At 53.7% G+C, this 25,781-nt stretch carries 25 protein-coding genes; 4 read left to right on the top strand and 21 right to left on the bottom strand.

Going from position 1 to position 25,781, the window contains the following annotated elements; genetic code table 11:
• Nucleotides 1–44 precede the first annotated feature (44 nt).
• The 21 genes from excA to PUZ33_RS15435 all read right to left on the bottom strand — a co-directional run bounded on the left by excA (nt 45) and on the right by PUZ33_RS15435 (nt 21,073).
• A complete protein-coding gene (gene excA / locus PUZ33_RS15535; RefSeq protein WP_064357957.1) occupies nt 45–668 on the bottom strand; it encodes a plasmid IncI1-type surface exclusion protein ExcA in 624 nt (207 codons plus the stop codon).
• 65 nt (nt 669–733) lie between these two features.
• Nucleotides 734–2,878, bottom strand: a complete 2,145-nt coding sequence (locus tag PUZ33_RS15530) for a DotA/TraY family protein (protein ID WP_064357955.1) — start codon at nt 2,876–2,878, stop codon at nt 734–736.
• A gap of 41 nt (nt 2,879–2,919) precedes the next feature.
• Nucleotides 2,920–3,501 carry a conjugal transfer protein TraX gene (traX, locus tag PUZ33_RS15525; protein WP_064357954.1) on the bottom strand — a complete coding sequence of 194 codons (582 nt, stop codon included), beginning with the start codon at nt 3,499–3,501 and terminating at the stop codon, nt 2,920–2,922.
• On the bottom strand, nt 3,498–4,694 hold the full coding sequence (traW, locus tag PUZ33_RS15520) for a conjugal transfer protein TraW (protein ID WP_099119324.1): 1,197 nt from the start codon (nt 4,692–4,694) through the stop codon (nt 3,498–3,500). Before traW ends, traX begins: the two co-directional genes overlap by 4 nt.
• A gap of 9 nt (nt 4,695–4,703) precedes the next feature.
• Nucleotides 4,704–7,751 carry a hypothetical protein gene (locus PUZ33_RS15515; RefSeq protein WP_064357951.1) on the bottom strand — a complete coding sequence of 1,016 codons (3,048 nt, stop codon included), beginning with the start codon at nt 7,749–7,751 and terminating at the stop codon, nt 4,704–4,706.
• Between the two features lie 9 nt (nt 7,752–7,760).
• Nucleotides 7,761–8,324, bottom strand: a complete 564-nt coding sequence (locus PUZ33_RS15510; RefSeq protein WP_064357949.1) for a hypothetical protein — start codon at nt 8,322–8,324, stop codon at nt 7,761–7,763.
• Nucleotides 8,325–8,367: 43 nt separating this feature from the next.
• Nucleotides 8,368–8,769, bottom strand: coding sequence for a DUF6750 family protein (locus PUZ33_RS15505; protein WP_032440588.1), 402 nt, complete (start codon nt 8,767–8,769; stop codon nt 8,368–8,370).
• A 55-nt stretch (nt 8,770–8,824) separates the two neighbouring features.
• Nucleotides 8,825–9,358, bottom strand: coding sequence for a conjugal transfer protein TraQ (gene traQ, locus PUZ33_RS15500; protein WP_064357947.1), 534 nt, complete (start codon nt 9,356–9,358; stop codon nt 8,825–8,827).
• A gap of 9 nt (nt 9,359–9,367) precedes the next feature.
• On the bottom strand, nt 9,368–10,087 hold the full coding sequence (traP, locus tag PUZ33_RS15495; RefSeq protein WP_099119323.1) for a conjugal transfer protein TraP: 720 nt from the start codon (nt 10,085–10,087) through the stop codon (nt 9,368–9,370).
• Between the two features lie 6 nt (nt 10,088–10,093).
• The gene (traO, locus tag PUZ33_RS15490; protein ID WP_064357943.1) at nt 10,094–11,422 is read right to left on the bottom strand and encodes a conjugal transfer protein TraO; all 1,329 of its coding nucleotides are present in this window, start codon (nt 11,420–11,422) and stop codon (nt 10,094–10,096) included.
• Between the two features lie 3 nt (nt 11,423–11,425).
• Nucleotides 11,426–12,529, bottom strand: a complete 1,104-nt coding sequence (locus tag PUZ33_RS15485; protein WP_081042499.1) for a DotH/IcmK family type IV secretion protein — start codon at nt 12,527–12,529, stop codon at nt 11,426–11,428.
• Nucleotides 12,530–12,539: 10 nt separating this feature from the next.
• Nucleotides 12,540–13,208: a DotI/IcmL/TraM family protein gene (locus PUZ33_RS15480; RefSeq protein ID WP_196548568.1), complete on the bottom strand. Its 669-nt coding sequence runs from the start codon at nt 13,206–13,208 to the stop codon at nt 12,540–12,542.
• Nucleotides 13,209–13,281: 73 nt separating this feature from the next.
• Nucleotides 13,282–13,635, bottom strand: a complete 354-nt coding sequence (locus PUZ33_RS15475; RefSeq protein ID WP_064357942.1) for a hypothetical protein — start codon at nt 13,633–13,635, stop codon at nt 13,282–13,284.
• Between the two features lie 33 nt (nt 13,636–13,668).
• Complete coding sequence (locus PUZ33_RS15470) at nt 13,669–16,884, bottom strand: LPD7 domain-containing protein (protein ID WP_064357941.1); 3,216 nt, start codon at nt 16,882–16,884, stop codon at nt 13,669–13,671.
• Between the two features lie 17 nt (nt 16,885–16,901).
• Complete coding sequence (gene icmT, locus PUZ33_RS15465; RefSeq protein ID WP_032440577.1) at nt 16,902–17,168, bottom strand: IcmT/TraK family protein; 267 nt, start codon at nt 17,166–17,168, stop codon at nt 16,902–16,904.
• Nucleotides 17,165–18,352 (bottom strand): plasmid transfer ATPase TraJ, encoded by a 1,188-nt coding sequence (traJ, locus tag PUZ33_RS15460; protein WP_081042498.1) that lies wholly within the window; start codon nt 18,350–18,352, stop codon nt 17,165–17,167. The genes icmT and traJ overlap by 4 nt, the downstream gene beginning before the upstream one ends.
• On the bottom strand, nt 18,330–19,148 hold the full coding sequence (locus tag PUZ33_RS15455; protein ID WP_064357938.1) for a type IV secretory system conjugative DNA transfer family protein: 819 nt from the start codon (nt 19,146–19,148) through the stop codon (nt 18,330–18,332). Before PUZ33_RS15455 ends, traJ begins: the two co-directional genes overlap by 23 nt.
• Nucleotides 19,145–19,612 (bottom strand): DotD/TraH family lipoprotein, encoded by a 468-nt coding sequence (locus tag PUZ33_RS15450; RefSeq protein ID WP_228740094.1) that lies wholly within the window; start codon nt 19,610–19,612, stop codon nt 19,145–19,147. The genes PUZ33_RS15455 and PUZ33_RS15450 overlap by 4 nt, the downstream gene beginning before the upstream one ends.
• A gap of 22 nt (nt 19,613–19,634) precedes the next feature.
• Complete coding sequence (locus PUZ33_RS15445; protein WP_064357937.1) at nt 19,635–20,114, bottom strand: lytic transglycosylase domain-containing protein; 480 nt, start codon at nt 20,112–20,114, stop codon at nt 19,635–19,637.
• 12 nt (nt 20,115–20,126) lie between these two features.
• Nucleotides 20,127–20,732, bottom strand: coding sequence for a hypothetical protein (locus tag PUZ33_RS15440; RefSeq protein ID WP_134680973.1), 606 nt, complete (start codon nt 20,730–20,732; stop codon nt 20,127–20,129).
• 113 nt (nt 20,733–20,845) lie between these two features.
• Nucleotides 20,846–21,073: a hypothetical protein gene (locus tag PUZ33_RS15435; RefSeq protein WP_032440573.1), complete on the bottom strand. Its 228-nt coding sequence runs from the start codon at nt 21,071–21,073 to the stop codon at nt 20,846–20,848.
• A 609-nt stretch (nt 21,074–21,682) separates the two neighbouring features.
• Between PUZ33_RS15435 and PUZ33_RS15430 the strand changes: the two genes are divergently transcribed.
• Genes PUZ33_RS15430 through PUZ33_RS15415 form a run of 4 tightly spaced genes read left to right on the top strand, consistent with a single transcriptional unit; the run spans nt 21,683 to nt 25,692 of the window.
• Nucleotides 21,683–22,525 (top strand): helix-turn-helix domain-containing protein, encoded by an 843-nt coding sequence (locus tag PUZ33_RS15430; RefSeq protein ID WP_032440572.1) that lies wholly within the window; start codon nt 21,683–21,685, stop codon nt 22,523–22,525.
• Nucleotides 22,526–22,584: 59 nt separating this feature from the next.
• Nucleotides 22,585–23,514 carry a glycosyltransferase family 9 protein gene (locus PUZ33_RS15425; protein ID WP_064357981.1) on the top strand — a complete coding sequence of 310 codons (930 nt, stop codon included), beginning with the start codon at nt 22,585–22,587 and terminating at the stop codon, nt 23,512–23,514.
• Nucleotides 23,507–24,001 carry a molybdopterin-dependent oxidoreductase gene (locus PUZ33_RS15420; protein WP_064357935.1) on the top strand — a complete coding sequence of 165 codons (495 nt, stop codon included), beginning with the start codon at nt 23,507–23,509 and terminating at the stop codon, nt 23,999–24,001. Before PUZ33_RS15425 ends, PUZ33_RS15420 begins: the two co-directional genes overlap by 8 nt.
• Nucleotides 23,998–25,692 carry an ATP-binding response regulator gene (locus PUZ33_RS15415; RefSeq protein WP_064357933.1) on the top strand — a complete coding sequence of 565 codons (1,695 nt, stop codon included), beginning with the start codon at nt 23,998–24,000 and terminating at the stop codon, nt 25,690–25,692. The genes PUZ33_RS15420 and PUZ33_RS15415 overlap by 4 nt, the downstream gene beginning before the upstream one ends.
• The last annotated feature ends 89 nt before the right edge of the window (nt 25,693–25,781 follow it).

Below are 25,781 nucleotides of genomic sequence, written 5' to 3'. Positions count from 1 at the left end.
AACCGGGGGCGGTATGGTAGAGGGGACGTTAACGCGACGGGGTATCAGGTGTAGCTGAACACCGTCAGACCGGTCTCTTTGCGGGCGGTACGGGCACGCTCATGGGCCTTCTGAGGGAACTGCAGGTCGGCATACTGCCGGTGCTCCATCGCACAGATGACGTCATACAGCGCGGCAGAATATTTCTCACCGCCCGGTGCATCGACGCTGACGCTGGGGAGTTCCGGGTTTTTGGTTTTGAGGGTGATGACATCGCCCTTATACGCCACCCGCGTCCAGCTGGACATGTCCATCCCCATCACATCGTATTCTCCCTTGCGGCGCATACTGACGTAGAGCAGGGTTCCCCGGATGGCATCCACACCCAGATAGGTCCGGTTGCCCGAGATGATGACGTTCCCTTTCTGCGGCATAAACTCCTCACCACTGACGGCCGCCACCACGCTGTTCAGGGCGCGGCGGCGTTTTTGCAGGGTAAACTGCCGAATGATGAACGGTGCGACAAAAAGAGCCCAAAATATTAGCGCTATTTCCCCATCACCATCTTCTGAAGAAATCGTGTGGAAGAAGGCAAAAAACAGGCATATCGGGAGATAGATCATCGCGGCCCAGAATTTTAACAGTGACACGAAGGTCTCCATGCCGGTACGTTCCCGCTGGCTTGCCATAAGCAGTCCTCATTGTTAATTCATGGTTAAATTATATCATAACCTGTTGATCCGGAGTATGTTTCTCACCCCTTAAATCCATCCTTGTCCCCGGGAGTACGCTCTTTAGCATCCATTCCCGGGATGCGGCCAGGGTTAACCGTACGCCCGACGCCGGCAAAGATATTCGAGACCGAATCGCTCAGGCCGCTGAACAGTGAGGCCCCTTCACGCCCGCCCAGGAAGCCGATGACGTAATCCGGAATGACGACCAGCATCGAGAACACCTTGGTGGCCACGGTGGTGCAAATCCTGGCATAGATAAGCAGCCAGCCGACGGCGGTAAACAGGCCGGTCCAGGAGTCAATCTGTGCGTTGGCCAGTGCCGAGGCAAACAGCAGGTTCAGGATCGTACCGGCCGCCACGATAGCTACAGAGGCAAAAAAGAAGGCCAGCACCATCAGGCTGGGGCGCAGCATCATGTCGATAAGAAAGACATAGCCGTAGGCCGCGCGGCTTCCCCGATCCTCTTCGGTGCCCAGGTGCGTGGCGGACCACATCGGGCCGGCGGCACAGCCAACCAGCACGCTGACGGACCAGTTCAGAACGCCGGTCATCCAGTAGATGAACGGGATCGCTGGCAGCAACACAGACAGACTGAAGCCCGCCGAGAACAGGATCAGCAGCAGGAAGTAGAACGGAGGGGACAGCGCCTGCACCACCGCCGCGACTGTAGCTTTCCAGCCGGTCAGTCCGTTCGTGATTCGTCCCACGATATTATTACCGCTCCATGCAATCGACCCCTGAATGGTCACATAGGCCGTCAGGGCCGTGCCGACCGTGTCCAGGGTGTAGTCCCCGATGGCTTTCATCTTAAGCAATGGATTAACCTGTTCACTGCTGTTATCGGTTTGTCCGATATTTTTCGTCGCAATATAGTTGGTCAATTTTTGCATCGGGCTGTTAAACAGCCCGACGAACACCGATTTCGGATCTTTTGCCCGCCCCGTTTCGATGTCTTTCTTGCTGGTCTGGGTGCCGAGTGCTGCAGTGTAGCTGCTGTTCTGCAGCTGGGCGTTGTAGGCAGCGAACACCTGCTGGTAGAGGTCGGTGTTGCCCATTTCCCCCAGTCCTGTCGGCCCGCTGACGGTCGGTGCTGATTTACCTACGTCGGAGGTCTTGGCGTTCGCGGTCGCAAACGTCTGATACCAGGCACCCAGGGCGATCCAGCCGTAGGTTTTCATGTTGCTGGTCAGACTGCTCTGCAGGGTGTCTTCATAGTCAATCTGATTGAGTGCGGAGTTAATGGTGTTCTCATAGGCGGTTGCTGCATTCTGGATGGTGGTTTCGGCATCGGTCAGCGTACCGGAGTCATCATCACGTTTGCTGATATAGGTACTGACAAACGTCTGCGCGGCGCTGTCGAGGGTCGTCTGCATGGTTTCCAGCGCGGACTTTTGCGCATCAACAATGGCGTCGGTATCCACATCGGAATCAAACAAGACCGACCAGCTGCTGCTGCGCGTGGTCGTGGGGATTTTCGCGGTCCCGCAATAGGCGCTGCCGTTGCTGGTTTCATAACTGCCGTCACTGCCGGAGGTGCTCATCTCTGACGTGCTCGCTGAGCCGGCATCGTCGTAGAAGCCGCTGAGCTGTTCGTTGATGGCATACTTGCACAGGTTCATCTCAAAAATCTGCTGGGCTGCATCCCTCGTCGAGCTGGCGACGGGTTGCGTGACCAGTGAATACCCGTCATCCATCATATCCACAGCTTTGTTTGTCAGCAGATTGGCGCCGCCCACCCCCATGATGGAGGCCGCCCAGAGCATGACCAGCTGCGAAAGCGACCAGCCGCTCGTTGTCGGTACCAGGGTGATGAACCCGACAAAGGACATGAGGGGCGCCATCGCGGTGCGCGTACTGCCGAAGACTTTGCCGGCATTACCCGCTTTGACAATGCTTTTGAGGGTAACCGTCAGAAACCAGAACAGGGCAATAGCACAGATAACACCGTTCAGGATACCGAAGAGGGAACCGATAACGGTGGTATCTGTTGAAGTAAAGGGCGACGTCACCACGTCGCCAAAGATTGTAACCAGCGCCTGGCGGGAGAGGTCACTTGAATTTTCAGCAGCGTCACGAATGGTGCTGTACGTCACGTCATCGGCCAGCGCCGGCAGTGAGACGAGCAGCAGCAACAGACCCTGCAGGGGCTGCTTAAATAGTTTCATAGAAAACCTGCGCGTAAATGAGTAAGAACAGAGGGATCCGTTCAGACAGGGTTCAGGGCGTCTTTGATCCAGTGTGCGTGGTGGAGGAAATCGCTGAAGCGTCCGCCTTCTTCGTCACTGACGCGACGTTGCTGCAGCTGCCAGAGGCGGTACTGACATATCACCACTTTAAGTGCCGCCAGACTGGCCAGCGCGGCGAAGATCACCACAAAAATAATCGCCCGCCAGAACGTCATCGGGGGCAGGGTGGACGCCGTCAGCAATATCATACTCATCAGTACGGGCGTCAGGACCAGGAACAGTCCGGCGACCACCCACCACAGTCGCTTGAGAAAACGATACTTCCACAGCAGCTGCGGCAGACTGTAGCCACTGGCCTGGACAGCCTGTTCAAATGTCAGCTTCTCGCGTTTTTCCTCGCGCGCCTGACGCCGGAAGGCCTTCAGCCGGGAGATACTGGTCTTCACGGACTGGCTGACGTCCGCCCCCATACGGCGCATGTCGTTAATGGGCGTTAAAATCGAGACCGACAAGGAAAGGGCCTTGCGGGCCCTTTTTACTGCCGTTGAACGCAGCGCCTGTCCGGCCGCTTCGGTCTGGTCATCATGGGCATTGTGTGTCATTTGGCGACGCCTCCGCTGATTTCCTGCATCAGTGCCTGCAACTGCGGGCGATATTCCCGGTCAGCCGCCAGGGCGAGTTGCTGGCCGGCGATAATGTTGCTTTCCCTGAGCTGGTTCTTAATGCCGAGCTGCAGATAATTTGACAGTGACTGTACCCGGATCAGTTCGCGCATCAGGTTATCGCCATCCATTGCCTGCAGGTCTTCCTGGTAATCGGTATTGGCATACCGGCGGCCGACTTCGAAACTTTCAAACTCGCGGGCTGACATCTGGTAGTTGCTTTTGGCCAGATCTGACGCGGTGTCATCGAAATACGACCTGGCGGATGCATTTTCCAGCACTTCTTTCAGCGCGGTGGTCGTGCTGCTGTTGGGTTTACTGTCCGCAATCATCGATAACTGCGGTTGCTGGGCGGCACTCTGAATCGCCTTGTACTGCGTCAGCAGGCCCTGGTACTGCCAGCCGGTTTCATTCTTGATTTCTCCCTTGCCGAGCGTGCGCCCGGGACTGTGTTTCGCGCTGTTCCGCATGTACGCCATCCCGGCATCGATCTGGTCATCACTGAAGGTGAGTTCCGACTCTTTACCCGCGGCACCGGCACCGTCATAGAGCGACTGGACCTGGATGTCGCCGCCAGGCATGTCGGAGGACACCGACTGGCACAGCGCGGTGCCGCCATACACCGCGTATTCGGCACTGGTGCAGTAATTCGCGTGAATGGCGGCGCTGCGGTAATCATCCTGCGCGGGGAGAACCGGCGCGGAAGCCACGGCTTTCTGAATGGCCGAGTTGCTGATCCCGCTTCCTGACGCCAGAGAGGACGCGGTGACCCGGGCAGTATTATGAACCTGATGCGCCACGCCGGACGCCGATTCGCTGCAGATGCTGTCCGGCACGCTAAAGCTGGCGCGTGCCTTTTCCAGACGTTCGGTTTCACGGCCGAAATTGTCCGCCTGACGTTGTGCCTGGAAGCCTTCTGTCAGGGTCGCCGTGTTTTTATCGCTCGCCTGGGTAATGGCGCTGCCGATTTCCGTGTTGGTGGTCAGGATTTCTGCCAGCGTGGTTTGCATCGTTGTCAGATGGGGCACAACCTGGCTTGTGATCGGCACACTGGAAACAACGCTAACCGGGTAGGCAGCAAGAGCCTGTCCGCATGCGATGGACAATGCGGCGGCTAAAAGTTTTCGTTTCATGGATTCACCTCAGAGGCGGTAACCGCGTTTTTCGATAATTTCCCGGGCGAGATGGCGGGTGACGTTCCCGGCGTCCTGTTCGCCGGCCTTCTTGCGACGGAATTCAATGACACGCTGAGCCGAACCGTGCTCAAAGTTTTCCGCCAGAATGTCGCGCGCGGTGGCGCCATCCAGTTCCTCATACAGATAATCCCGAAGGGCGGTGTCGCCCGGCGATGAACTCAGCGCCCAGAGTTCTTTCGGGCCCGCGGTGTTTTTCAGAATGTGGGCGATGCGACCGGCTTTCGTGCGGAATACGGCAAGAAAGCTCGTCCCGCTGCCATCAGCGGCCGGGCCTTTCGGTATTTGCATGAACTTCCGGATGGTGACTTCCGGTACCTGGAAGTGGTCGACAAGCGCCCGTTCATCTTCGGGGCGGCAGTGCATGAGATACACCGAGTTGGCCGATTTCAGGATCGTGTCAGGGAAGTCGGTCAGGTACTGTGAGCACAACACGGTACGGATACCAAATTTACGCTGTTCACGGTCCTGCGTTTCCAGCATCGGGAAGATGAACGGCACGTCCGAAGCGTTGTGGAGTTCGTCGTAGTATTTCGACTTCACTTCCTGGTCAAGCTGATCCAGTTTTTCCATGTGCATCGGCCGGTACATCTCCGGTACCGCGGCCATCAGCTCTTTACGGTACTGCGGCAGGATGAAGTCTCCGCCGCTCACCTGGCCGGCGAAGAGGTACATGATGCCAGTACGCAACTGCCCTTCAGCACTTTTATCCCCGACGACATTATTCAGGTCGATGGCAATAATGCGGGTGGCCGGGTTAATAATGAACCGGGTCCGGCCGGCCAGCATTTTATAAGTGTTACAAGCCTGGCCGATCACGCGGGCGACATACTCTGTCAGCAGCTCCCGGGAGTTATCACGAAAGACGTTGCCGAAGCTCGCTTTGATCTCCGGGCTGTTGATGTACTCGCTCATGTCGGAGAGTTCCGGCACGGCGAGGAACTGTGCCAGTTGGGCCTCTTTCACGTAGCCGGCGCTGAACAGCATGTCGCGGACGTCATACCAGGGACAGTCGTCCCACCATTCCTCGTCATACCGGGTCCAGAGGCCGGACGCTTTTAACGCCCGGGTGATCTCCGGCGATGCGCCGTCTGAAAACTTATTGGGGCTGGTTTCATCCTTATCGCGATAGGCCATCGTAATCACCCGCTCCAGCAGGACGTCGATATCGCGGGAGTTAGGCGGCAGACCGGTGTTGGAGTCAATACACATCGCGGTCAGCATGCTTTTCATCCAGGTTAGTTCCGGGGCGATGGGGTAACGGGCACCCAGCTGGATGTCCAACATATTGCGGCAGTGATCGCTGTGATTTCGCAGTGCCCAGCCGATGGCTTCATCCTTGCGTTCCGGGGGCAGGCTGTCCCGGATAAGCTGGATTTGTCCCTGGGCGCTGTAGCCCTTATCGACAACCGCGATAAAGGGCAGTTTTTGCTGGGCGTTGCACACAATGGCATTGCTGAGCATGTTCATGATGAGCGACTTACCCGAACCGGGTTCACCGACAATCACCTCGGTGTGCTTATTCTGCTTAGCTGACGCCAGCCCCACCGGAATGATTTTGCCGTCAGGGGTCGGGAAAACAATCGAGGCATCATCGGACCAGGCTGACGCGGGCCGGCTTAACGGCAGCAGGCTGAGCGCATCTTTCAGCGGTGGATACAGGTTGTGTGGACCACCACCGGTCCGGGCCGCCAGTAACGTTGACGCCCAGGCACGGTAGGGATTACCAAACGTACTGGTCACCTCACAGACGCCCCAGCCCTGAAACGCTTTGGTCAGCAGGGTGAGGTTCAGCGTTGCCTCTTCCTTCGTTTCTCCCCAGGTTGAAGCCACTATCGTCATCACACAGACCGGATCGTGACTGTCGCGCTTCTTCAGTTCTTCCACCGCCTCCCAGATGGGGCGCAGTGGCGGGATATAAGCGGTATATGTGAGCAGGGTGCCTTTCCATGACAGACTCTTCAGTCCTCCCGGCATGACGTCCATGCGAATACGGTACGGTATGGAGCGGGGGATCCGGGCTTTCAGCTGAGCGAAGGTTAATAGCTGCTGTGGGCCCATCGCCACGGAGAGCGTGGCGTGCCACATGCCGTTAATGTTAATGAAGTTGTTTTCGGCGTCGGCATCCACGCCCATGAGCTGGTAGTTCAGCCAGGGGGCGAAGAGCGGTGAAGCGTCTTCCCGGTTACGTTTTCCGTGAGGCCTGACGCGATCGGACGCCAGTACCGGCCGGTAAGTTTCATCGGTGCCCTTTCTGTCCACCTGGCGGCGAATTTCCCGACCGAGCTGATGGACATCCATCAGGTCGATAAGCTGACCATCCCCCCCGTCAAAAAGGGCGGTTTTTATCGTGTTGAGAAAGGCGTCATGGCGAATTTTCAGCCCTGTCAGTTCGGAGAACGCGGGGACCTGGCCAAACTGCGTGCCGGGCGCTTTACTGACGAGTCCGCTGATCCGACGCATGTCGCCTTTCAGCTCCTGAGGCGAAAGGGTTTCTCGCCCCGTCCAGCAGGTCAGCCAGACGCGTTCACGGCTTACCCACGGGGAAATTTTGGCGATCTTTTCATCCAGAATGTCCGCCATGCTCACACCAGTGCGGGCAATGGAGCGGTACTGGTGTGCCAGCAGGCGCTTCAGTTCCGCATTGCCCTGGTTGGGGTCATTCTCCATCACCATCGAGATTTTGTGGCCCGTCGATTTAAAATCCGTGGCCATTGCCGTGGCCACTTTATTGATAAACCCGTCAAAACTGAATTTCTGACTGGCGGGGGCGTCCTCGTCCATTTCACAGAAGCCACCCTGTACCTCAAAAGTAGAGGCATAATGGCCGGCGTCGGTAACGGCGATAAAGGGGACCTGCATATCCGGATAGAAGTTGCGATCTGACTCCGTCAGATTGACGATGGTCCGCAGGTCGCAGTAGTCCGGCATTGCATTAGAAACCGTGTGCCGGCTGACCGAGGTGATGAAATCTTCAACCGCATTCATTAATGACATATATAGCTCCTACAGCCTGGGGAGTGTGAGAGTGTTCAGCAGGGCGTCCGCGTCCATGCCGGCAGGCAGCAGCAATGTGAGATCGCTGAACACGGTGGCCGGCAGGACCAGATGACAGCCTGCCAGTCGCTGACGGAATGCCCGCCGGTCATCCGGGTGTAAGCGTGACATCACCGCCGCAAATTCAGCCGGGCGGGACGTATCCCAGGCGCGTTCGGTTTCCCGTTTGTGGCGGCGCATCCATAGCAGCACCCGTTGCCCCTGTTTTTTCGCGTGACTGTTGCCGGCGATGGCCGCGATACAGGCGATCCGTTGCAGGTTCACGACGTCTGCGGCATGAAGCCCCGGTAACCAGCACAGGTCGCCCTGGTGTGCTGACGCCGTGTCCAGGTTGTGGCTTATCCAGCAGACTGCACAGACCGCGTCGTTCTCTGCTTCACGGAGCCGGAAAAGCCGCCGGGCGGGCCACCGGCACCGTGAGCAACATTCAGCATTTACCTGAACCGGTGAGGGCGGCGTGTCATCACCGCTGACATCCAGCCAGGCGACATCATCAACACCTTTTTGTGTCACTGAGACCTCCGGAGGGCAGCACGAAGGCTGCCCGTTGTGATGATTAGCTACCGGAACCGACGGTGACTTCGGTCAGACCCACCTGGCTCTGCGAACGGCGAACGATTTCACCCAGCCCGATGAGGAAGATCCCGACAACCCAGCCGATAATGATGCCTTTGGTGGTGATGTGCGGACTTTTCTCCTTGTTCTTCATGGCGATGATGGTCGCAAACACGATCAGTACGCCGACACCTTCGGCGAAAACCAGCGCGTCTTTTTCCACATCGCTCATCCCGCTCGCCCCCTCATCAACCATGTCGGTCAGGGTACCGTCAGCGAGGGCGCTGAGCGGGGTTAACGCCACCAGGCTTGCCATACCGGCAGTGAATTTACGTTTCATGGAATGGCGCAGCTCATGTGCAGTGATGGAAGCTTTTAAGACACGATCGAAGATTGCAGACATAACGTCTCCTTATAGGTAGTTTTGGTTTAAATGTTCCGCGAGAGCGGAGGACAGACTAGAGAGACAGACCAAGGCTGGTCTGGATAGCATCGAGCAGTGTCGGGGCGCAGATAAGAAACACCCCGGTAATGAATTTCACGGCGCCGGTTCCCACATCTTCACCGGCTGACAGACCGGTGTGGCCGTCTTTCAGTGAACGTTTGATGCGCTGTGTGCCGGACAGTGCATAGGCTATACCCAGCGTCTGGAGAAGCGTCAGCAGGGCATTGGCCGCATCGGCACCCTGACCAAAGGTGTCGGTGGAAACATACGAGACCTCATCAAAGGTGACATCAGACCAGCCGAGCTGGGCGGCCCCGGCATTGATTATCTGGGACAGCCCTATCAGCATGCCGCCGAGAATGACGACGCCGATGATTTTTCCCGTACCGTTGTGGCCCGGCACCTGGCGGGCCAGTCGGGCCTCTTTGGTCAGTGCGAACATCACCCCATAAATGCCAAGCACAACGGCCAGGGCGAAGATGAACCGGTTACCACTGGTGTGGATCGCACTGGCCAGGTTGACCAGTGCCGTCAGGGCATCAACCATGTATCCCCCTTAACGGATCACGCCTTCAGTCGTGAATACCTGGCGGTTTGCCGAATCGATCCGGATGATGTTGACTTTACCGTCAGCCAGGGTATCGCCCTCACGGACGGCCCAGGTTTTGTTTTTCCAGACGATCCACGCCGCACCGTCCTGGACTGAACTGACCTTCATGCCCGACGTCAGCAGGCGCGGGCGATGGGGGGCGGACGTTGCGGTATTGACCTTCTCCACCTCCAGTGTCGCCACCCGTGACTTCAGGATGTTGATCTCCTCCCGATACTGGCTCTGCAGCTGCTGCGCGGTGGCCGCCTGCTGCTGCAGGGTTTTCACGGTGTCGGACAGCCGCTGGATGGCTGTACGGTTGGCTTCCGCGTAGGTTTTGACACCGTTCACCATCGTGGCCACTTCCTCTTTCACGTTATCGCCGGCCGGCGGGGACAGTGTTGAGGACATTGACCGGTTGTCTGGTTGTGAGGCTGCCGGAGGAACGTTTTCAAAGCCGGCCGCCGCATTCAGCTCATCCTGTGAAGACGGGGTAGCTGTGCCAAAGAGATACCAGATGGCCAGGGTGGCGGCGATGAGAATGCCGATAAGCCAGGGACCATTCAGTCCCATAACATACTGTTTCTCCAGAATAAGATATTTCAGACTCGGTTTCTCATGCTGCACGATAGCCGATATATCTGGCTGATCATCCTTGTCTGTGGCGGGATGATTAAATTCATTCATGTTGTTTTACTCCGACGTGTTTTCAGGCTGTGACTGGGTCCGGATGCGTGACTGCGTTTGTTCCCGTAGCTGTGCGAGCGTAGGGCTGACCGGCGAAAGTGCGTTGTCGGTATGGCTGTCCTGCGGGGTGGCCGTGTTGCCGGTGGTGTTCTGACCGCGAGGCTTGATTTCATCGGCCGTGGTGACAGCAGCCATAAACTCGACATAAACGGCCTGGCCGGCATCCACCGTGACCTGAGTCGGTGAAATTTTGGCAGCGTCCGACTTCAGTACGTCAGCAGCATTGGATGCGGCGCCACCGGCTACCACGCCGGCCACCGCCTCGCCATCCGGTATCCCGGCATGGCTGGTCACCGTGCTGTAGCCGTTGGTCAGGATCTCGGTATTGGCATCCGCATAGAGGTCACCGGCTTTACCGATGCCGGCAGCAATCGACGGCAACAGGATGCGGGACATATAGTGGTGATTCACGTCAGTGGCCACATTGGCCATGAGCGTGTCGTCTTTCAGCGCATAGGCGTCAACACGGTAGTTTTTGCGGTTCCAGTACATGGTTGTCATGTGGATCACCATGCCGTCCCCGCCGAGTTGTGCCTGAGAGGCTTTCAACACCGCCCCCTTATAGGGGCCGGTATAGAGCCTGACGACCGCCGGCGAATGGTTGTTGTCGGAATCAATACCAAAATCCACTGAGCCGGGCACACGTGTATAAGCCGGGATCAGCTCGATGACCGGGGCCGTGCTTTCCCCCCCGCCAGATAAACCCCCGCCGGTTGTCCGGGGCATGATGGACGATGTCCAGTCAGCGTAAGCCGATTTGGCCTGACTGCCTTCGGCGGCAGCGCCCGGCTCGGTTGCCACGGCCAGAGAGACCTGCTGCAGATCCGGCGACTGTGCCGACGTGTCCATTGATGCGAGGAGTTTATTCAGGGCGGCCTGGTCTGACTTACTGAGGCCCTCGTCCTTTTTCTTCTCCTGCTGTTTTTCCTCGTGAGCGGGCTTCCGCTTTTTCTCTTTCGGGGGGGCTTCCACGGTATGCACCGGGGTGCTCCCGCCTACCGGGATACTGGCTATAAAACTGGAATTATCCGCCCGTGCGGCACTGGCGCCCTCCCGGTTGTATTCGTGCAGGAGCTGACGGTACTGCTCAGTTTCTGCACTCTGGTGTTTCCCCGCACTGGCAACGTTGGTCACATTGATACGGGAAGGTGTCGGCGCCGGGGCAAAGAAGTGGTTCCAGAGCAGGTAGCCCCCTCCGGCAACGCCGGCACAGACGAGGGCAGCCAGCCCGACCAGTAATGTCTTATCGCGACTTGCGTCATTTTCGTTGGCCATGCTTCACTCCAGAGTAATGTTCAGTGCCTGAGAACGCCCCATCACGGAGAACGTCACATAGGGCGTGACCGGGAGCTTAAAGAGGTGCATCCCGTCAGCGGAGGACAGCGTCTGATCAAACTCATCGACTATCTCAGCGCGCGTCCGGATAAAGAGGTCGTCGCCCAGCTGCCAGACGGTGGTATCAGGCACCTGCCCGGTCGCTTTCAGGCGGTGTGCCTCCCTCGGGGGCGTACCATCCAGGAAGGCCTGAAGCGTGTTGTCGTAAAGGCCGATTTTCGATTCCGGCGCGGCCATCGGGCGGGCGGACGGTCCCCGCTGCGGAATGCGCAGATCCAGACGGTTATCGACGGTCCACACCCGGGACTGGCTGTCGGTGTCACCGCTGGTGACTTCCACCGAAATCGGTACGGACAGGCCTTTCAGCAGGACGGTAATGCTGCCGCTCGCATAGGGCCGTTTGGCCACAATGGTGACGATGGGTGAGTCCGGGATGTAATACACATCAAAGTCCTTCGTCATCGGGTTCGTCGGCTTGCCTGTCACAGGCCAGGGGGCGCCCGTAGCATCGGTAAAACTCAGGTTGCTGGGATGGTTTACCGCTGTGCGGACCAGAGGCAGACTGGAACCCGGTGACAGATTCACCGTCTGCGCACTGATGCGGGGTACCACCGTCATCGCCGGGGAAGCCAGCGCCCGGTTGATATTCTCTTTCTGCCCCCGCAGTTGTCGGACTTCATCCGGTGTCAGGGGCGCAACCTGCTTCTGCGCGGCACTGTACAGCGGCGAAGGCGGCGGGAGTTCGTCACTGCCTGGCGTCGCCGCCGGTGCCGGGTCCGTCTGCGAACTGGCCTGTGGCGCGGCGACTGTTGATGCAGATGGCGGTGCGGCCTGAGTGGTTTCTGGCGCTTGCACCGGCGGCGCCGGTGGCTGTTCAGCGGGCTGCGGCGGTAATCCGGCTTTATTCATCAGCGCGGCATCCTGTTGGGGGCCGTCAGTGACCAGTATCGGATCGGCAGAGTTAGGTACCACGGTCTGTTGAGTCTCCACCGCCCCGACGTTGCAGCACATCACGGCGAGTAAAGAGAGTGCAAAATACTGTTTCATGCGTTCTCCGTTAATGACTGGAAGTCATGATGGTCTGCCTGACCTCCAGGCCGAGGGGCTTTTCCCGTGGATCGGTTTGCTGGATAGTCAGCTCGATGATGTAATTCGCTGCAGGCAGGCTGCGCTCCTGGCCATCGAGCTTCAGGGAGACGGGATACTGAACCCTGACGGTATAGATCCCGTTAATAATGCCCTGGCTGTGTACGACCCCCGGCGAGACGGTGGTGGACAGGTTCATGCGTTGATCGCGCACCATCTTCAGCACGTTCGAGCTCGTCAGCGCCTTGTAATAATCGGCGTATCCCTGATTGGTAAAGCGCGTCATCACCGATGTCATCTGCTGACGGTAGTGAACGAAGTCCATCGTGAAAGCCCGCTGGATGGTGTCGGCGCCGAAGCCAGCAATGTCTTCCATCGACCAGGCCGGTTTGTTCAGCGGATAAATCGGTGTGACACGGCCGCTTTCCGTGGCGAAGTAGTGATTATCCGGGTGATACACTTTCCACAGCGTCACACCGCTGAGGGAAGTGGTGAGCAGGAACGCGGTGCCCAGAATGAGGTTTGATGTCAGCAGCTTACGGGCGAAGGTCGCCCCCAGCGCCTGCTCATTCTGCAGGCGAATGGCTTCGTCGTAGACCTGTTGTTCCTGCGCTGAAAGCGAACGCGTTGTCTGAGGCACAGACGAGTCTGTGCCCCCTGTCGCGGGTGTATTCATGGCGTTTTTTTCCGTAAGAAAAGGGGACGGTCGGGGGTTAGTCGGTTAACTCATCCCAGGGGTCAATACTGGACGGGATGTAACTGTTCACTTTACTGACCACGGTGCTGCAAATTTCATCCGCATAGCCGTTCAGAATGGAAGACAGGCTGCTGAAATTTGGCATGGTAATGGACAGGGTCCTGATTTTATCCAGGCAACTCTGCAGGGAGTCAGAGACATCTGATTCCCGTTCATACCAGGCTTCGGCCGCTTTTTTTGCTGTCTGGTATCCCGTGTCACTGCCTTTCTCGGCCGCGGTGGCAGCCCGGCAGGTAGCGGCCTGCAGCGAGAGGGGTGTCAGGAAGAGGGCGCATACAACCAGGGCGCCCAGTGTTTTTTGTACTGGCATAATGGATTCCTCATGAGGGTCGGGTGCTGCGTGTTACCCCGGGCGTCCGGCTCCCGGTGCGGCCTTGTGATGATGTTCTGCCCGGGGCTGCGACTTTGGGTAGTCGGTGTCGGGACGGAAAGGTTCATCAAATCCGAGTCTGGCGTGGATAGTCCGGGGTAAGGTTTCCGGATTTTCCAGCTTACCAATCAGCTTTTTGTCCGTGCCGGCCTCCCCCGCGAAACGAAAGGCCATGGCATCCCGCGCAACGGGCTTACCTTCCACCTTGTTTAAGGCCTGTCCGTATCCCACGGTTTTGAGGCCATCAGGGGTTATCGCGTTGATAATCAGACTGGCATTGCTCTGATTTCCCGTCATGGAAGCCAGGACGTGCTGGTACTGTCCGTTAATCTGCGCAATGCCCTGCAGGTAAGGGCCATGCCCTTTGACCAGGTGCAGTGCCAGCTGTCCGTCATCCCGCCAGGCGCTGACGACCGGGGTCGTGGACTGGCTATCTTTAGCTGGAAGTTTTACCGTGGCCGGGTCGCCGGCATCGCCCGTTCCCCGCCCGTCGGGCCGTATCCACAGCAGGTTATTTTTCTGCCCAACGATCGGTGGCACGTTCTCTGCCTGCACGGTGCGCAACAGACGGGCCTGTATTTTGCTGTACTCATGGAGGTCATACGCGGAGAGTGTTTCCCCGGTAGTGGGTGTCGCCGGCGGGCGAACGCGGGGATTAACCAGCGGCGTCATGCTCCATGAATTTCTGTGCGCCGTGATCTGTTCGTATCCCTGGATTTTTCCGTCCTTCATGACGGGCTGATTGACGGTGACAGGTTTATTCCCTTCAAACTTCAGACTGACGACCTGACCTTCACTGACGCGGCTCTGATTGATGGCCTGTTCCAGCTCTTTTCCCCAGACCTCCCGGACTCCCTCGCGGGTTTCGAGATGAACGTAATAGTTCATGCTGTTCCGTTCATTGAACTGGTAATGCGCCCGGCCATGCTCCAGCAGGCGCCCCTTCACGCCGTCTTTAAAGTCCTCGGCTTTCGTCGCTAAAGGTGGTTGCCCCGCCGGTTCAGAGGCCTTAACCGGCGGTACGGCCGTACCACCGGGCGGGACCGGGGAGGGTTGTTCGCCTGCCGGTGCTGGACCGGGCGCGTTTTTGCCGGGACTGGTCTGAACGGGCGCATCCGCAGGCATCACGGGCGTGGCATTGATACTGTCGCGGACATCCGGCCTGTCAGCGGCCTGCTGTTTGATCGCCTCGTTTAACATGGCCTGCTGTACCGGATCGCGCATCTGCACATCCAGCCCGTGTGATGCAATCAGCCCGATAACTTTCGTCTGAAAGGTTTCGCTGCCGGTGATCTGGATCCTGCGACCATAATGCTGCATTGCCGTGAGCAGCGCGGCCATCACCATGTCATCCTGCTTACTGGCATCCGGGGTTTCCATTGTCATCCGGTTGCCATGATCGCGAAATGCCGGCTGACCATCGAGCTTGTACAGCACGGTGTTGCTCTGCATTTCATGCGTGATGCGCTGAAGCAGGGCATTGGTATCAATTAAGGTTGATGCGGGCGCTGTCTCCGGGGTGAAGTTACCTTCGCCCGGCGCGCGGGGCCCCCATACGATGGCATTTTCAGTTTCATCCGGCTCATTCGCAGCGGTCGTCGCGTTTTCTGCCGTGGTTTTTGCTTTTACCGGTGCCGGATTGTCATCTGCCGCCGGATCTGCAGATACCTCTGGTTCCGCAGGCGCTGAGGTCACTTTCAGAAGGCTGGCGAAGGTGGGCGCCGCTGCTGCTTCCGGTGCCGCTGCTGCTTCCGGTGCAGCTGCTGCTTCCGCAGCCATCATGGCTTCATAACTCTCCATATCTGCGCTGGTATTGTCAGGCCCTTCCTGTGATACGTTGTCATACGCGGGGACCGGCTCAGGGAAGGGCTGCGCAGGTGCCTGCTTTTCAACTGGAACTGTCATTGTTTGCGTCTCCGGGTGATACAGATGTGCAGCAAGGCCGGGTGTCTCCGCCAGTACGGTTTTCAGTGAATCCAGCCCGCGAGCTGAATGGAGATCGTTGAAATCAGACAACCCTGCTTTCATTTCCTGCTCAGTAAATGGCGGTATCACAACATGTCCGTCAGGCACACGATCGGCGGCCTGTAACGCCATAAACAGTCCCTTCATTTCCTTCAGTTTTTCTTCATCCATATAGAAACCCGGATCGCTGGGGACAAAACGGGAGGACTGAATGGCAAGGTAAAGATCGTCTTTGTTATCGTTTTTCTTCAGGTCCATATCGGCCATGAAGAAGTGCGGGCTGTCGGGGAACCGCTGTCCGAATCCTTCCGCTATCGTTCTCATATTGCCGGCATCGATGGCCATCACGACCGGGAAGCCTGTCGCTGCAGTGAGGCTTCTGGCCGTCGCATACCCTTCGGCATACAAAATGGGCTGGCCATTCACCGGCATGCCGCCGGTGATAAAAAAATTGCCGGCTTTGGGCGCTTCAGAATAGAGTTTCTTTTCCCCGTCTTCGGCGATGTACTGCAGGGACTGAAATTCACCGTCCTGGTTATAAAACGGTACTACCAGTCGGTTGTTGCGGGTGACACGTAATGCCGGATCGGCGGAAACGCCTTTACGCATCAGATAAGGATGTGAGTCTGTCGCCGGGGCCAGCTGGTCATAAAGCTGGCTGGCCGCACGGGCTTTTTCCGCATAGGCCTGCTGCCGGACACGTTCGCTATCGTCCTGCGCCTGGCGGGTTGCAGCGCGAATGTGCAGCCGTGTCAGCGGGTCCGTTTCTCCCCCCTGAGCCCGCCACCGGGAAACTTCTTTTTCCGACGAACGGTGATAATTCACAAAAATGCCGGCGGGATGGCCGTCAGTGAACCCTTTATAGGCACCGCCCCCTTCCCGGTGTGATTTACCTTTTTTATCCTCTTCGACTTTGGCCCGGTGCCATTTCCCGTCCATGACGGGGAGGCCTTCCAGGATGAAACCGGCTTCCTTTAACCTGTCAGCAAACTCCACCCGGGGGTCGGCGTCACCCGTTGCCCGCGCGGAAGTATCAGGGAGCCATAACCGGATGCCTGCTAAGGCGGTGCCTTCCCGTGCATACCAGAGCTTATCGTCCGGTGACCAGCTGATATTGGGTTTGCCGTCACTGGCGAGGCCGCCTGCGGCGACGGCTTCATCTTTTTCTTCATGGGGTACTGCGAGCCACAAACGTCGGTCTGCGACCTGAGCATGCTGAGCCATACACGATACCTGCTGAATTATTCATAGAAGCGGCGATACCACCAGGGACGACCGGCCTTCCGGCTTCCCCGCACCATGTGTAGAAGACGTTGCAGCAACACCGGCCACGACCAGCCGAAATGCGCGATAACGCCGAAGAACGTCAGTACGCCCGTGCAGATCCACAACGTCATGAAGGTCGGGAACTTGCACCAGACGAGATAGATCAGGAACATCCCGACCGGGACACCGTAAACGGTCAGCGGCCGGCTGGATTCACGCCAGCGGTTTTCCACGCTTCTCATACGCAGGCCTCCATTTCCCGAAGTTCTGCAGGCGATACAACGGAGAGCATTTCATCGCGGCCAATGATGCCCTCCCGGAGCAGCGTGAAGGCTTTATCAGCGATGCGGCCTTTCTTCTCCCGCACTTTCCGGTTCAGCAGGTGGCCCCATTCGGTATAAGGCACCTGAGCCATTTCGTTTCGCAGAGGCTGGTCGAATACCAGGTATTCGCGTACCGCCTGACGTTTGCCGTCTGTGGTTCTGAGCAGACGCTGGACGATGATGTACTGCATCGTGCCCATCACATCGCGTGCCGTCGCCTCCCGGATTTCAATCGGGATACCGGCTAACAGACGGGGGATCGTTTCGCCAACGGAATCCGTGTGGAGGGTGCTCAGGCACAGGTGACCTAACAGTGCGCTCAGCACGGCGGCCAGAATGGTCTCGGTGTCGCGCATTTCCCCGACGCCGATAATGGACGGTGCCCGGCGAAGCGCCGCCCTGATGGCTTCAGCGAAGGTGGCAACATCCCGGCCGAGCTCCAGCTGTGTCGCCGGCAGCACATCGCCTTTACGGCCGATAATGTACTCCACCGGATCCTCAGCGGTGGTGATTTTGCGGTCAGGGAAGAGGTTCGCACAGTAACGGTAAATGGCGGCCAGCAGGGTGCTTTTCCCTGACCCGGTTTCACCGCAGACCAGACCAAGGCCTTTATGGGGCAGCAGTGCTTCAAACAGGTCCGGCTCGATCCCCATCGCTTCCAGCTCAGGAATGGCTGTCGGGATGACGCGCTGTGTCATGGCACAGGTGGTCAGCATGTTGGCTGCGGTTGCCTGCACAACATTGCAGCGAAAGCGCAGGCGTTCACCGCGATCGAGGCCATAGCGTTTATTCTGATCCCCATCGAGCTGTATGGCCCGGTCCTGGGGGGTTCCTCCCCGGACCTTAGCGCGAAGTTCCGGGTCAAATAATCCGTCAATAATGTCCGAGAGGATATTGTCCGGTAACGAGAAGGGCGTCACCGGTACCATCCGGCCATAGCGTTCGATGACGATGGGGTTGCTGCCCTGAACGTGAATGTCGCTGACGGCATTTTTGGCTGCCCATACCAGAAAGGCTTTGTAACTTTGCACATTAACCGCACCACCGAAATCAAACATTTCAAGATCGGAGGTGGAGGGATCAGAAGGTTTGGTGGGATTCATGGTGTGACTCCGTGTTGATGACCGGTTTCCAGTGACCTTTATTTGGATTGAACTCGGCATGCCTGCGCAGATTGCGGACGCGATCGCCTGTGACCAGTTTTTTATGGCCGCCGCTGACGCTCTGTTGTTGCTCGGTAATTTCCGGGCGAGAGATATAGCCTTCCCGCAACAGGCGTGAGTAGAGCAACATGCCCCGGTAATCCCGGGTCAGGCGGTTAAAGTTGGCCTCCAGCGTGTGATCGGCACCGTCACGTCCGTCCTGCCAGCCTTTCTCCACCGCTTCCTGCCAGATTTTCTGTTCATCACTGTTTTTGGGGATGACGCCACCTTCCTGGGCAGAGGGGGATGTCGTGCTCAACCCGGCCAGTAACCAGCGGCGCCAGGACGGCGGGTTACTGACAAAGCGTTCCGGCAGAATGATTTGGTACACGCGGCTTGCGGTGCGGATCTGATCGTCGGTGATATGCGCCACATCCTGCGCTTCGTCGATCACAGGCGGTAACCAGCCTTCCTGACTGACGAGCGTTCTGAAGTCATACAGGGCATTCAGCGCGCTTTCCCGGGCCTTCAGCGCGTTAACCAGCTCAAATGCACGTTGCGCTTTCCCGCCCCGGAATCCGATGGTGTGACCTGCTGATCGGATGACGGCGGCCCGGGCGTCAGTGATGTCACTCTCACTGTCATTGCTGATGTCCAGGTAGTGTTCCATACCCTGTGGGATTGACGGCTCGCTGTCGTCTGCCATCGCATATCCGGCGACACACAGACAGAGCAGCGCGATAGCGGTATGTTTCATCGGCGGCCCCCCGGCGTTGCTTTCACCGGCATAAACTCGACCTGCAGCAGGCCCGGATACTGGTGCAGCGTGGCACGCCAGCTGATTTGCGATTCGACAAGGCGCAGCAGATTCTGGAACGTCATATCGCGGACATGAATGTTCAGCGGTAACGGCAGGTGGACGCCGCTGTAGTTAAACTGAAGACCGAGCTGTCTGGCCAACTGGGCCAGCAGTTCGATCGCATCGCCGTCCCAGTCGAGTGAGAGGCGCGTGCTGTTAGCGTATATCGTGTCTGCCGGTAGCGGTGTGCGGATATTGATGACCTTCTCGTCCCAGAGCTGGTATTGCTGAGCTCGCACTACCGAGACGTTCTGTGACGTTTTTTCCGGCGGAACGTACGGCGCCGTAATGACGGATTTCGGTTGCTGGCAGCCGGCCAGCATGAACGAAGCCACTACCGTGGCCAGAAGCTTTTCTATCATGGGGAACCTCAGTCTGTGCGGTTTAACTGGCACGGTGCTGCCTGGCGTACAGGCGTTCGTAGATGGAGCGGATTTCTGCGGCGTAGTTCTGACGTTTTAGTTCCTGTTTCGGGTCATCTGAGAAACCGGCGTTATAGGAGCCGAGACAACGCCAGGTGTTACCACATTTTTTCAGGTGTTTTGCAAGCACCCAGGCGCCGGCCTGAACACATAAGCACGGGTCTTTTAACAGATCGTCAGCAGAAGAAATGACACCCATCGATACCAGCGCCCGGACGTTCGCCGTATTGATTTGCATGAGGCAATAATCAGAGCTGAGCAGCCTGCCGGCTTTATCGTAGTTACGGCCGACAGCGTCAGGGCGGAGGCTGCTTTCCCAGATTGCGATGGATTCAACGACGAGCGGGTTCTGGTTGTACTTCGATGCGGCATAGTTAAAACAGTAGGCCTGCGCCTGGGGCAGAAAAAGCAGGGAGCAAAGAAAAATTGCCGGCAGTTTCATGGACCCCTCCCGTTACTGATGGCTGAAGAGACGAGGTCGGGGGCTGTATGAGGTTATCGTGATTCGTGACTGTCCCCATTCAACCGTCGCGTAGAGCGACTTCGCCGAGACCAGATTATTGAGTACGCGCGGCCACTGATCGTTAAGAGACAGGTTCACCCGTTGCCGGCGCACTTTTTCCAGACCCGGGGACCAGTTGACTGACCAGCCGACAGGAATGATGCGTTGTGCGGCATCCTGAACGGTAATGTTCCGGGCGTAACCAGCGCGTTGCGGGAATGATAAAGGTCCCGGGCGCCCGTTGTAGGAAACATGGCTCAGTACCGGCAGTTGAACGTTTTGCGATACCGGAAGGGACGGGCTTCGGTAAGGTTCGATCACTCCTGGTCTGACAGGCGTTGAAGGTGGTAACGGTTTAATCAGTGCAGTAGGGGATACCGGTCGGGCCGGATTCGGTCCTGTCTGGTGAAGGCCGGTCTGGGCCTGGCTGATAGTCTGAGCGCTGTCTGCGATTAGACCATCGATGTATATGCTGGCAGGGGCGTCAGTGCTGGCTGAGTGTGAGACACAGCCAGCCAGAACTGCGGGGATAAGCAGCCCTGGAAGTAGATGTTTCATAATGATGGCTCCGACGAAACGGGGGTATTAGACCGAAACACTTAACTTGATAGAAAACAAAGTAATATACATAGATACGTCAGGAAAGGTGCTAGACGGAAACTTAGATAAGGTCAGGAATCATCCGACTTTATTATCGCTTCAATAAATTCATTCTTTGCATTTTCTCCATAATGATCAATTAAAAATTGGAAAAAACGAGCTGTAGAGACTTTCTTCTTGGTACTGTAAGAAATCTCAATAGTCATTTGATCTATTCTATCTTTACGTTCAGCACCAATGTAAATGACATTATCTGATGTACGGTTTTTCCTTTTTTCAGGCGGCGCATTAATTGCCATTATTTCTCCTCTTGCTTTTGCCGGAAGGCATATAAAAGTGATTAAGCAAAGCCCACTCTTCAGTGGGCTTTAATCAATACTTTATAATTACGCTAGATACTTCGTTTACCGTATCAGTGTTGCCCGTTCCACGTCTGCTTTCACAGAGGTAACCTTCTCAAGCGACAGATCGTCCCGCTTGATACGTCGCATTTTTGCGTAGGGGTCTAAATAGGAACTCTGTATCAATTCGATTTTACACATTGTTAAAGAGCAATTTAAAAAAACCAACATTGTTGCGTATACAAAAAAGTGATGGGCAAGCCACGGTGTAATAGCTACTGACTTACATCCCTTTTTGAACTTCGAGCTCACCCCTTCCCAGGCGCTGTTTTATAGCCACAGCAACAAACCAACCCCAGGTTGTGCATATGTGTAACTCTAACGCATATGTTATAGAACCATCTGCACATGTCAACCTGTGGTTGAGTTATACGGCAAATTCACAACCTCAGGTTAAAACCTTTAGGAGTAAAGTTATCGGAAAAGATTGTTTTTACTGATAAAATGCCTCTGCCTTATACCTGTAGTTACTTTATGCGTGACGCTCCAAACAAGAGGTGAAAAGTGATGAATAACAACACAAACTGGGTCGGAGATCTGGTTGCAAAAGTTCTAACGAGTGGTGGCGTACCGGAGAAGAAACATTCAATGCATGTGGGGCATGTCCTTGAGATGTCTTCTACTGCGGCCACTAAAAAATTGGCAGGAGGAAGTGAATGGCGAGTTCAGCAGTTGCTTGAAGTTGTGCATTCCGTTGGTATGAGGCTGGATGATTTTTTTCGACTTTACTATCAGGAACAATCTAATAAGGATGTTGAAGTTCATGAGGCAGTTTGGAGCGATGGGGAATTGAATGAGCCCTGTAAGATCTATATTTCTGAAAACCCATCGGAACCGACAAATTACTCTGCATTAAAAATAAATGATGTGTGGCATGTTGTTAAAACGAGCAGTATCCGTGATGATGTGCTATTTGAATCAAAAATGAATATTGATTTAATCGAAATTATTCCAAAAAAAATAGACAAAGAAAAGCATAGAATTGCTGTGCTTGATGACGATAAAAATATCGTCCAGAGCCTATCATCTCTTCTTGAAGGGGATAGATACACAATAAAGGAATTCTATAGTATAGATGAATTAGATGATGCTATCGAACAAACCCCGTTCGATGCATACATATTAGATTGGATTGTAGATAATAAAACCGTTTTCAATACAATTAAAAAAATCAGATCATCAGGAAATAAGCATGCGATGGTTATGGTTTTAACAGGACAGTTATCCGGGGCAGTTGATAGCGAGATCTCAAGAGCTATTAACGAACTTGATATTATTGGCCCCTATGAAAAGCCTATAAAATCTTTCGTTATAAAATCAAATGTAGATAAGTTTTTTCCAAACAAATAGCCATGAACAGATGCTTATTAGAATATACAGGTAGTCTTCTGTTGAATGGGAGATACATCGTGTCTCCCTATGGAGTGAATAAAAAAAAGCCTGTTGGTGATCTTGCACCATTGGCATATAAAACAGTATATAACAATGCATTAAACAAGGTTGAGGTTGATTATAAAAAAATAAAAAAAGTCACCATAATTAATGGATTAGGGGTAACCCTTGGAGATTCAATCATTGGAATCTCTGCTCTGCATGCAATTAAATCTATAAATCCGGATATTCATATAACATTGATTAGGCCGGAGCATTGCCAGGACTATGTCGAACAAATTTATCACATGGCATCAGGCATTATTGATAAGTTATTATACTTACCTTTTGACATCGCTAAAATCAACCATACAGACGTTAATATAGATATGGGAAATCAGCTTTATTGGGAAGATTTTGATAGCATCGAGATGCATGATTTTTTTCTAACTAATCTTGGAATCAACCCCAAAAGCATTAATGATAACATCAAAAATAACTCCTGGCTTTTAAACACAGATGTACCAGATTTTGATCTGGGGGAGTATATACTGTTTTGTCCTAACGCGAGTACAAAGATAAGAAGCATCCCCTCACGATTTCATGTTGAAATTGTTGAAGAATTGAGCCACGAGTTCGGCGTTAAAGTATTAGGTTTCAATGACGTAGATCACCCTAATTTCTTTAATATAAGCAACATATCCAGTGATACGTTATCTTTCGCAGGAATCATAAAACATGCATGTTTTTTGTATACCTGCGATTCTTCTGCGCTTCATTTAGGAGCAGGCTTTAATATACCCACAAGGTGTATATTTACCACCGTCAAACCTGAGTTGCGTAGTCTTTACTATACTAAATGTGAATCAATTTATATCGGAAATAACCATACCGCAGGTGTTCATTGCAGCGAAGATGATTATATGCTGGAAGTATTAAATAAAGAATTTGAGGAATTTTATGCATAAGTTTCAACTTTCATTTTTCGCCACGATTTTGTTTGTGACCTCTCAAACAATGGCTGCGACTGAAGATATAAATATTGACGGAATGATTAGCCATAAAAACAATGACATTGGATACACACTCACATTCAATGACTTTATTAAAATGCCAATGGCACACATAAAGACAATGACACCGTGGACGAAACCAAAAACTAAAGTAGATTTTGAGGGTGTTAGAGTTAAAGACATATTAAAGTTAGTCGGTGCTCAAGGGAGAACATTAAGAATGAGCGCACTAAATGATTACTCAATTGATATCCCTGTCTCAGATGTTGAAAATTACAACATCATTTTTGCTTACAAAATGAATGGTAAAAAACTTAAAGTAAGAAATTTTGGTCCTTACTTCGTTATATACCCACTCGATGAGCACGCTAGTGAGATAAACAACCCATTGTATTTATCAAGATTCATTTGGCAGGTTAACAAAATTACGGTGCTAAAATGAAAAAGAAATTCCTTATTCTTTTGTCTGGAATGGCAGTTACATTAACTTTTGTTGTATCGACAATAGTTAGATACGATTCTATGTTGTCTGACAAGTCTTTTTATGCCATAAGCGGCACTCAGGAAAACTATGCATGGGCTATTGCAAAGTTTTCAATCCAATTGTCTGAGTTTTACTCTCTTGTTAAGAGCGAAGACAAAGATATGGATAAAATCCGATTAAAGCTAGATATCCTTTATTCCCGAATTCATGTTATTAGAGCAAGGAGCGAATCGACTGAACCTTTATATAATCAAGAAGGGTATAAGCAGATCATAGATTCTATTTATTACAAAATAAAAGCGGTAGACACGTATATAAACACCCCCAACCCAAACATTGTAAAAGTTATTGAGTTAGTTAATAAAATTGAGCCAGACTCAAAATCATTGAACAACTTAGCAGACCATGCCGAGGTCAATCAAAGAACAAAAGCCCTTGAGGACTTTAAAGAAAAAAGGCAAAGCCTTATTATTTTACTGGCAATCGTAACAGTTTTAATCTTTGCTATGTTTATCATAGTAGCTTTTCAGCTATATAAAACCAATAAATTATTAGAAGCTGAAAAAGCTGCATTTAATAATAAAAATGCTTTTTTGGGTGCATTAGGCCATGAATTAAAAACGTCTCTACAGGCAATCACATCTTCAATTGAAATAATATCCTTAAAAAACTCAGGATTGGATTCAAAACATATTGAAAGACTGGAGAATGCCGCGAAGAGGATGGAAAACCAGATGAAAGACCTGGCAGAGTTCGCTAAGGTTGACAATGGAAATATAGTGGTAAACAACATATCATTCAATCTTGCCAAACTTATAAAAGATACAGTTAGCGAATGTGAATCAATTTCCAATAAACATTCTATTGATATTAGAATAGGCAATATTAGCGATAGTCATATAATAAGCGACCCTTTCAGGATTGCACAGATCACAGAAAACTTAGTAACTAATGCCATAAAGTACACCGACAAAGGTCACATAACTATAAATGCTTTTTTAGAAGGTGATAGAACACTTGTCATAGAGGTTGAAGATACAGGAAGAGGCATCCCAAAGGATAAACTAAAATCGATATTCCTCCCTTTCATACGAGTAGCTGATGGAGTAAAAGTCCCCGGATTTGGTATGGGGCTTGCCATTGTTATGGGGGTTGTCAAAACAATGAATGGACGTATAAGTGTCAAAAGTGAGTTAGGGCTTGGAAGTCTATTCAGAATAACGCTGCCTGTAAAAAAATCGACTAAAGAAGAATTGGCTATTTCCGATGTTATTCGAAATGAAGGTTTTACGGCTAACGACCTCAGCATATTGATAATTGATGATGATGAGTTGGTTTGTGAGTCGCTCGCATCAATTTTACAGGGTATATTTCAAGTAGAATATACCTCATCTCCGGAAAGGGCGCTGGAGAAGTTGCGACGTAAACCATACGATCTTGTGCTTAGTGACCTGCAGATGCCAATCATGACCGGCGACGAGCTTTATATGGCAGTAAAAAAAAGCTCAGGTCCCAACACACAAACACCCTTTATTTTCATCAGCGCTTACTCCAGCGAGAGTCCAGTCGATGGGGTTGAGCTTCTTACAAAACCAGTCAGGCTTAACGATATACGCAAAAGTATCGAGAAAATATATTCAGATAGATAGATCGGACACAAAATCAAGGCCAGCATTGTATCCGTAAATGATTTTCCTGGGGGCAGTTTAGTGTAAGGCAACGATCCTAACCGCCCCCA

This window comes from Enterobacter cloacae complex sp. 2022EL-00981, from assembly GCF_028737495.1.
GTDB lineage: Bacteria > Pseudomonadota > Gammaproteobacteria > Enterobacterales > Enterobacteriaceae > Enterobacter > Enterobacter cloacae.
The sequence above is the reverse complement of the archived record's forward strand: the minus strand, read 5'-3'. Positions and strand labels throughout refer to the sequence as shown.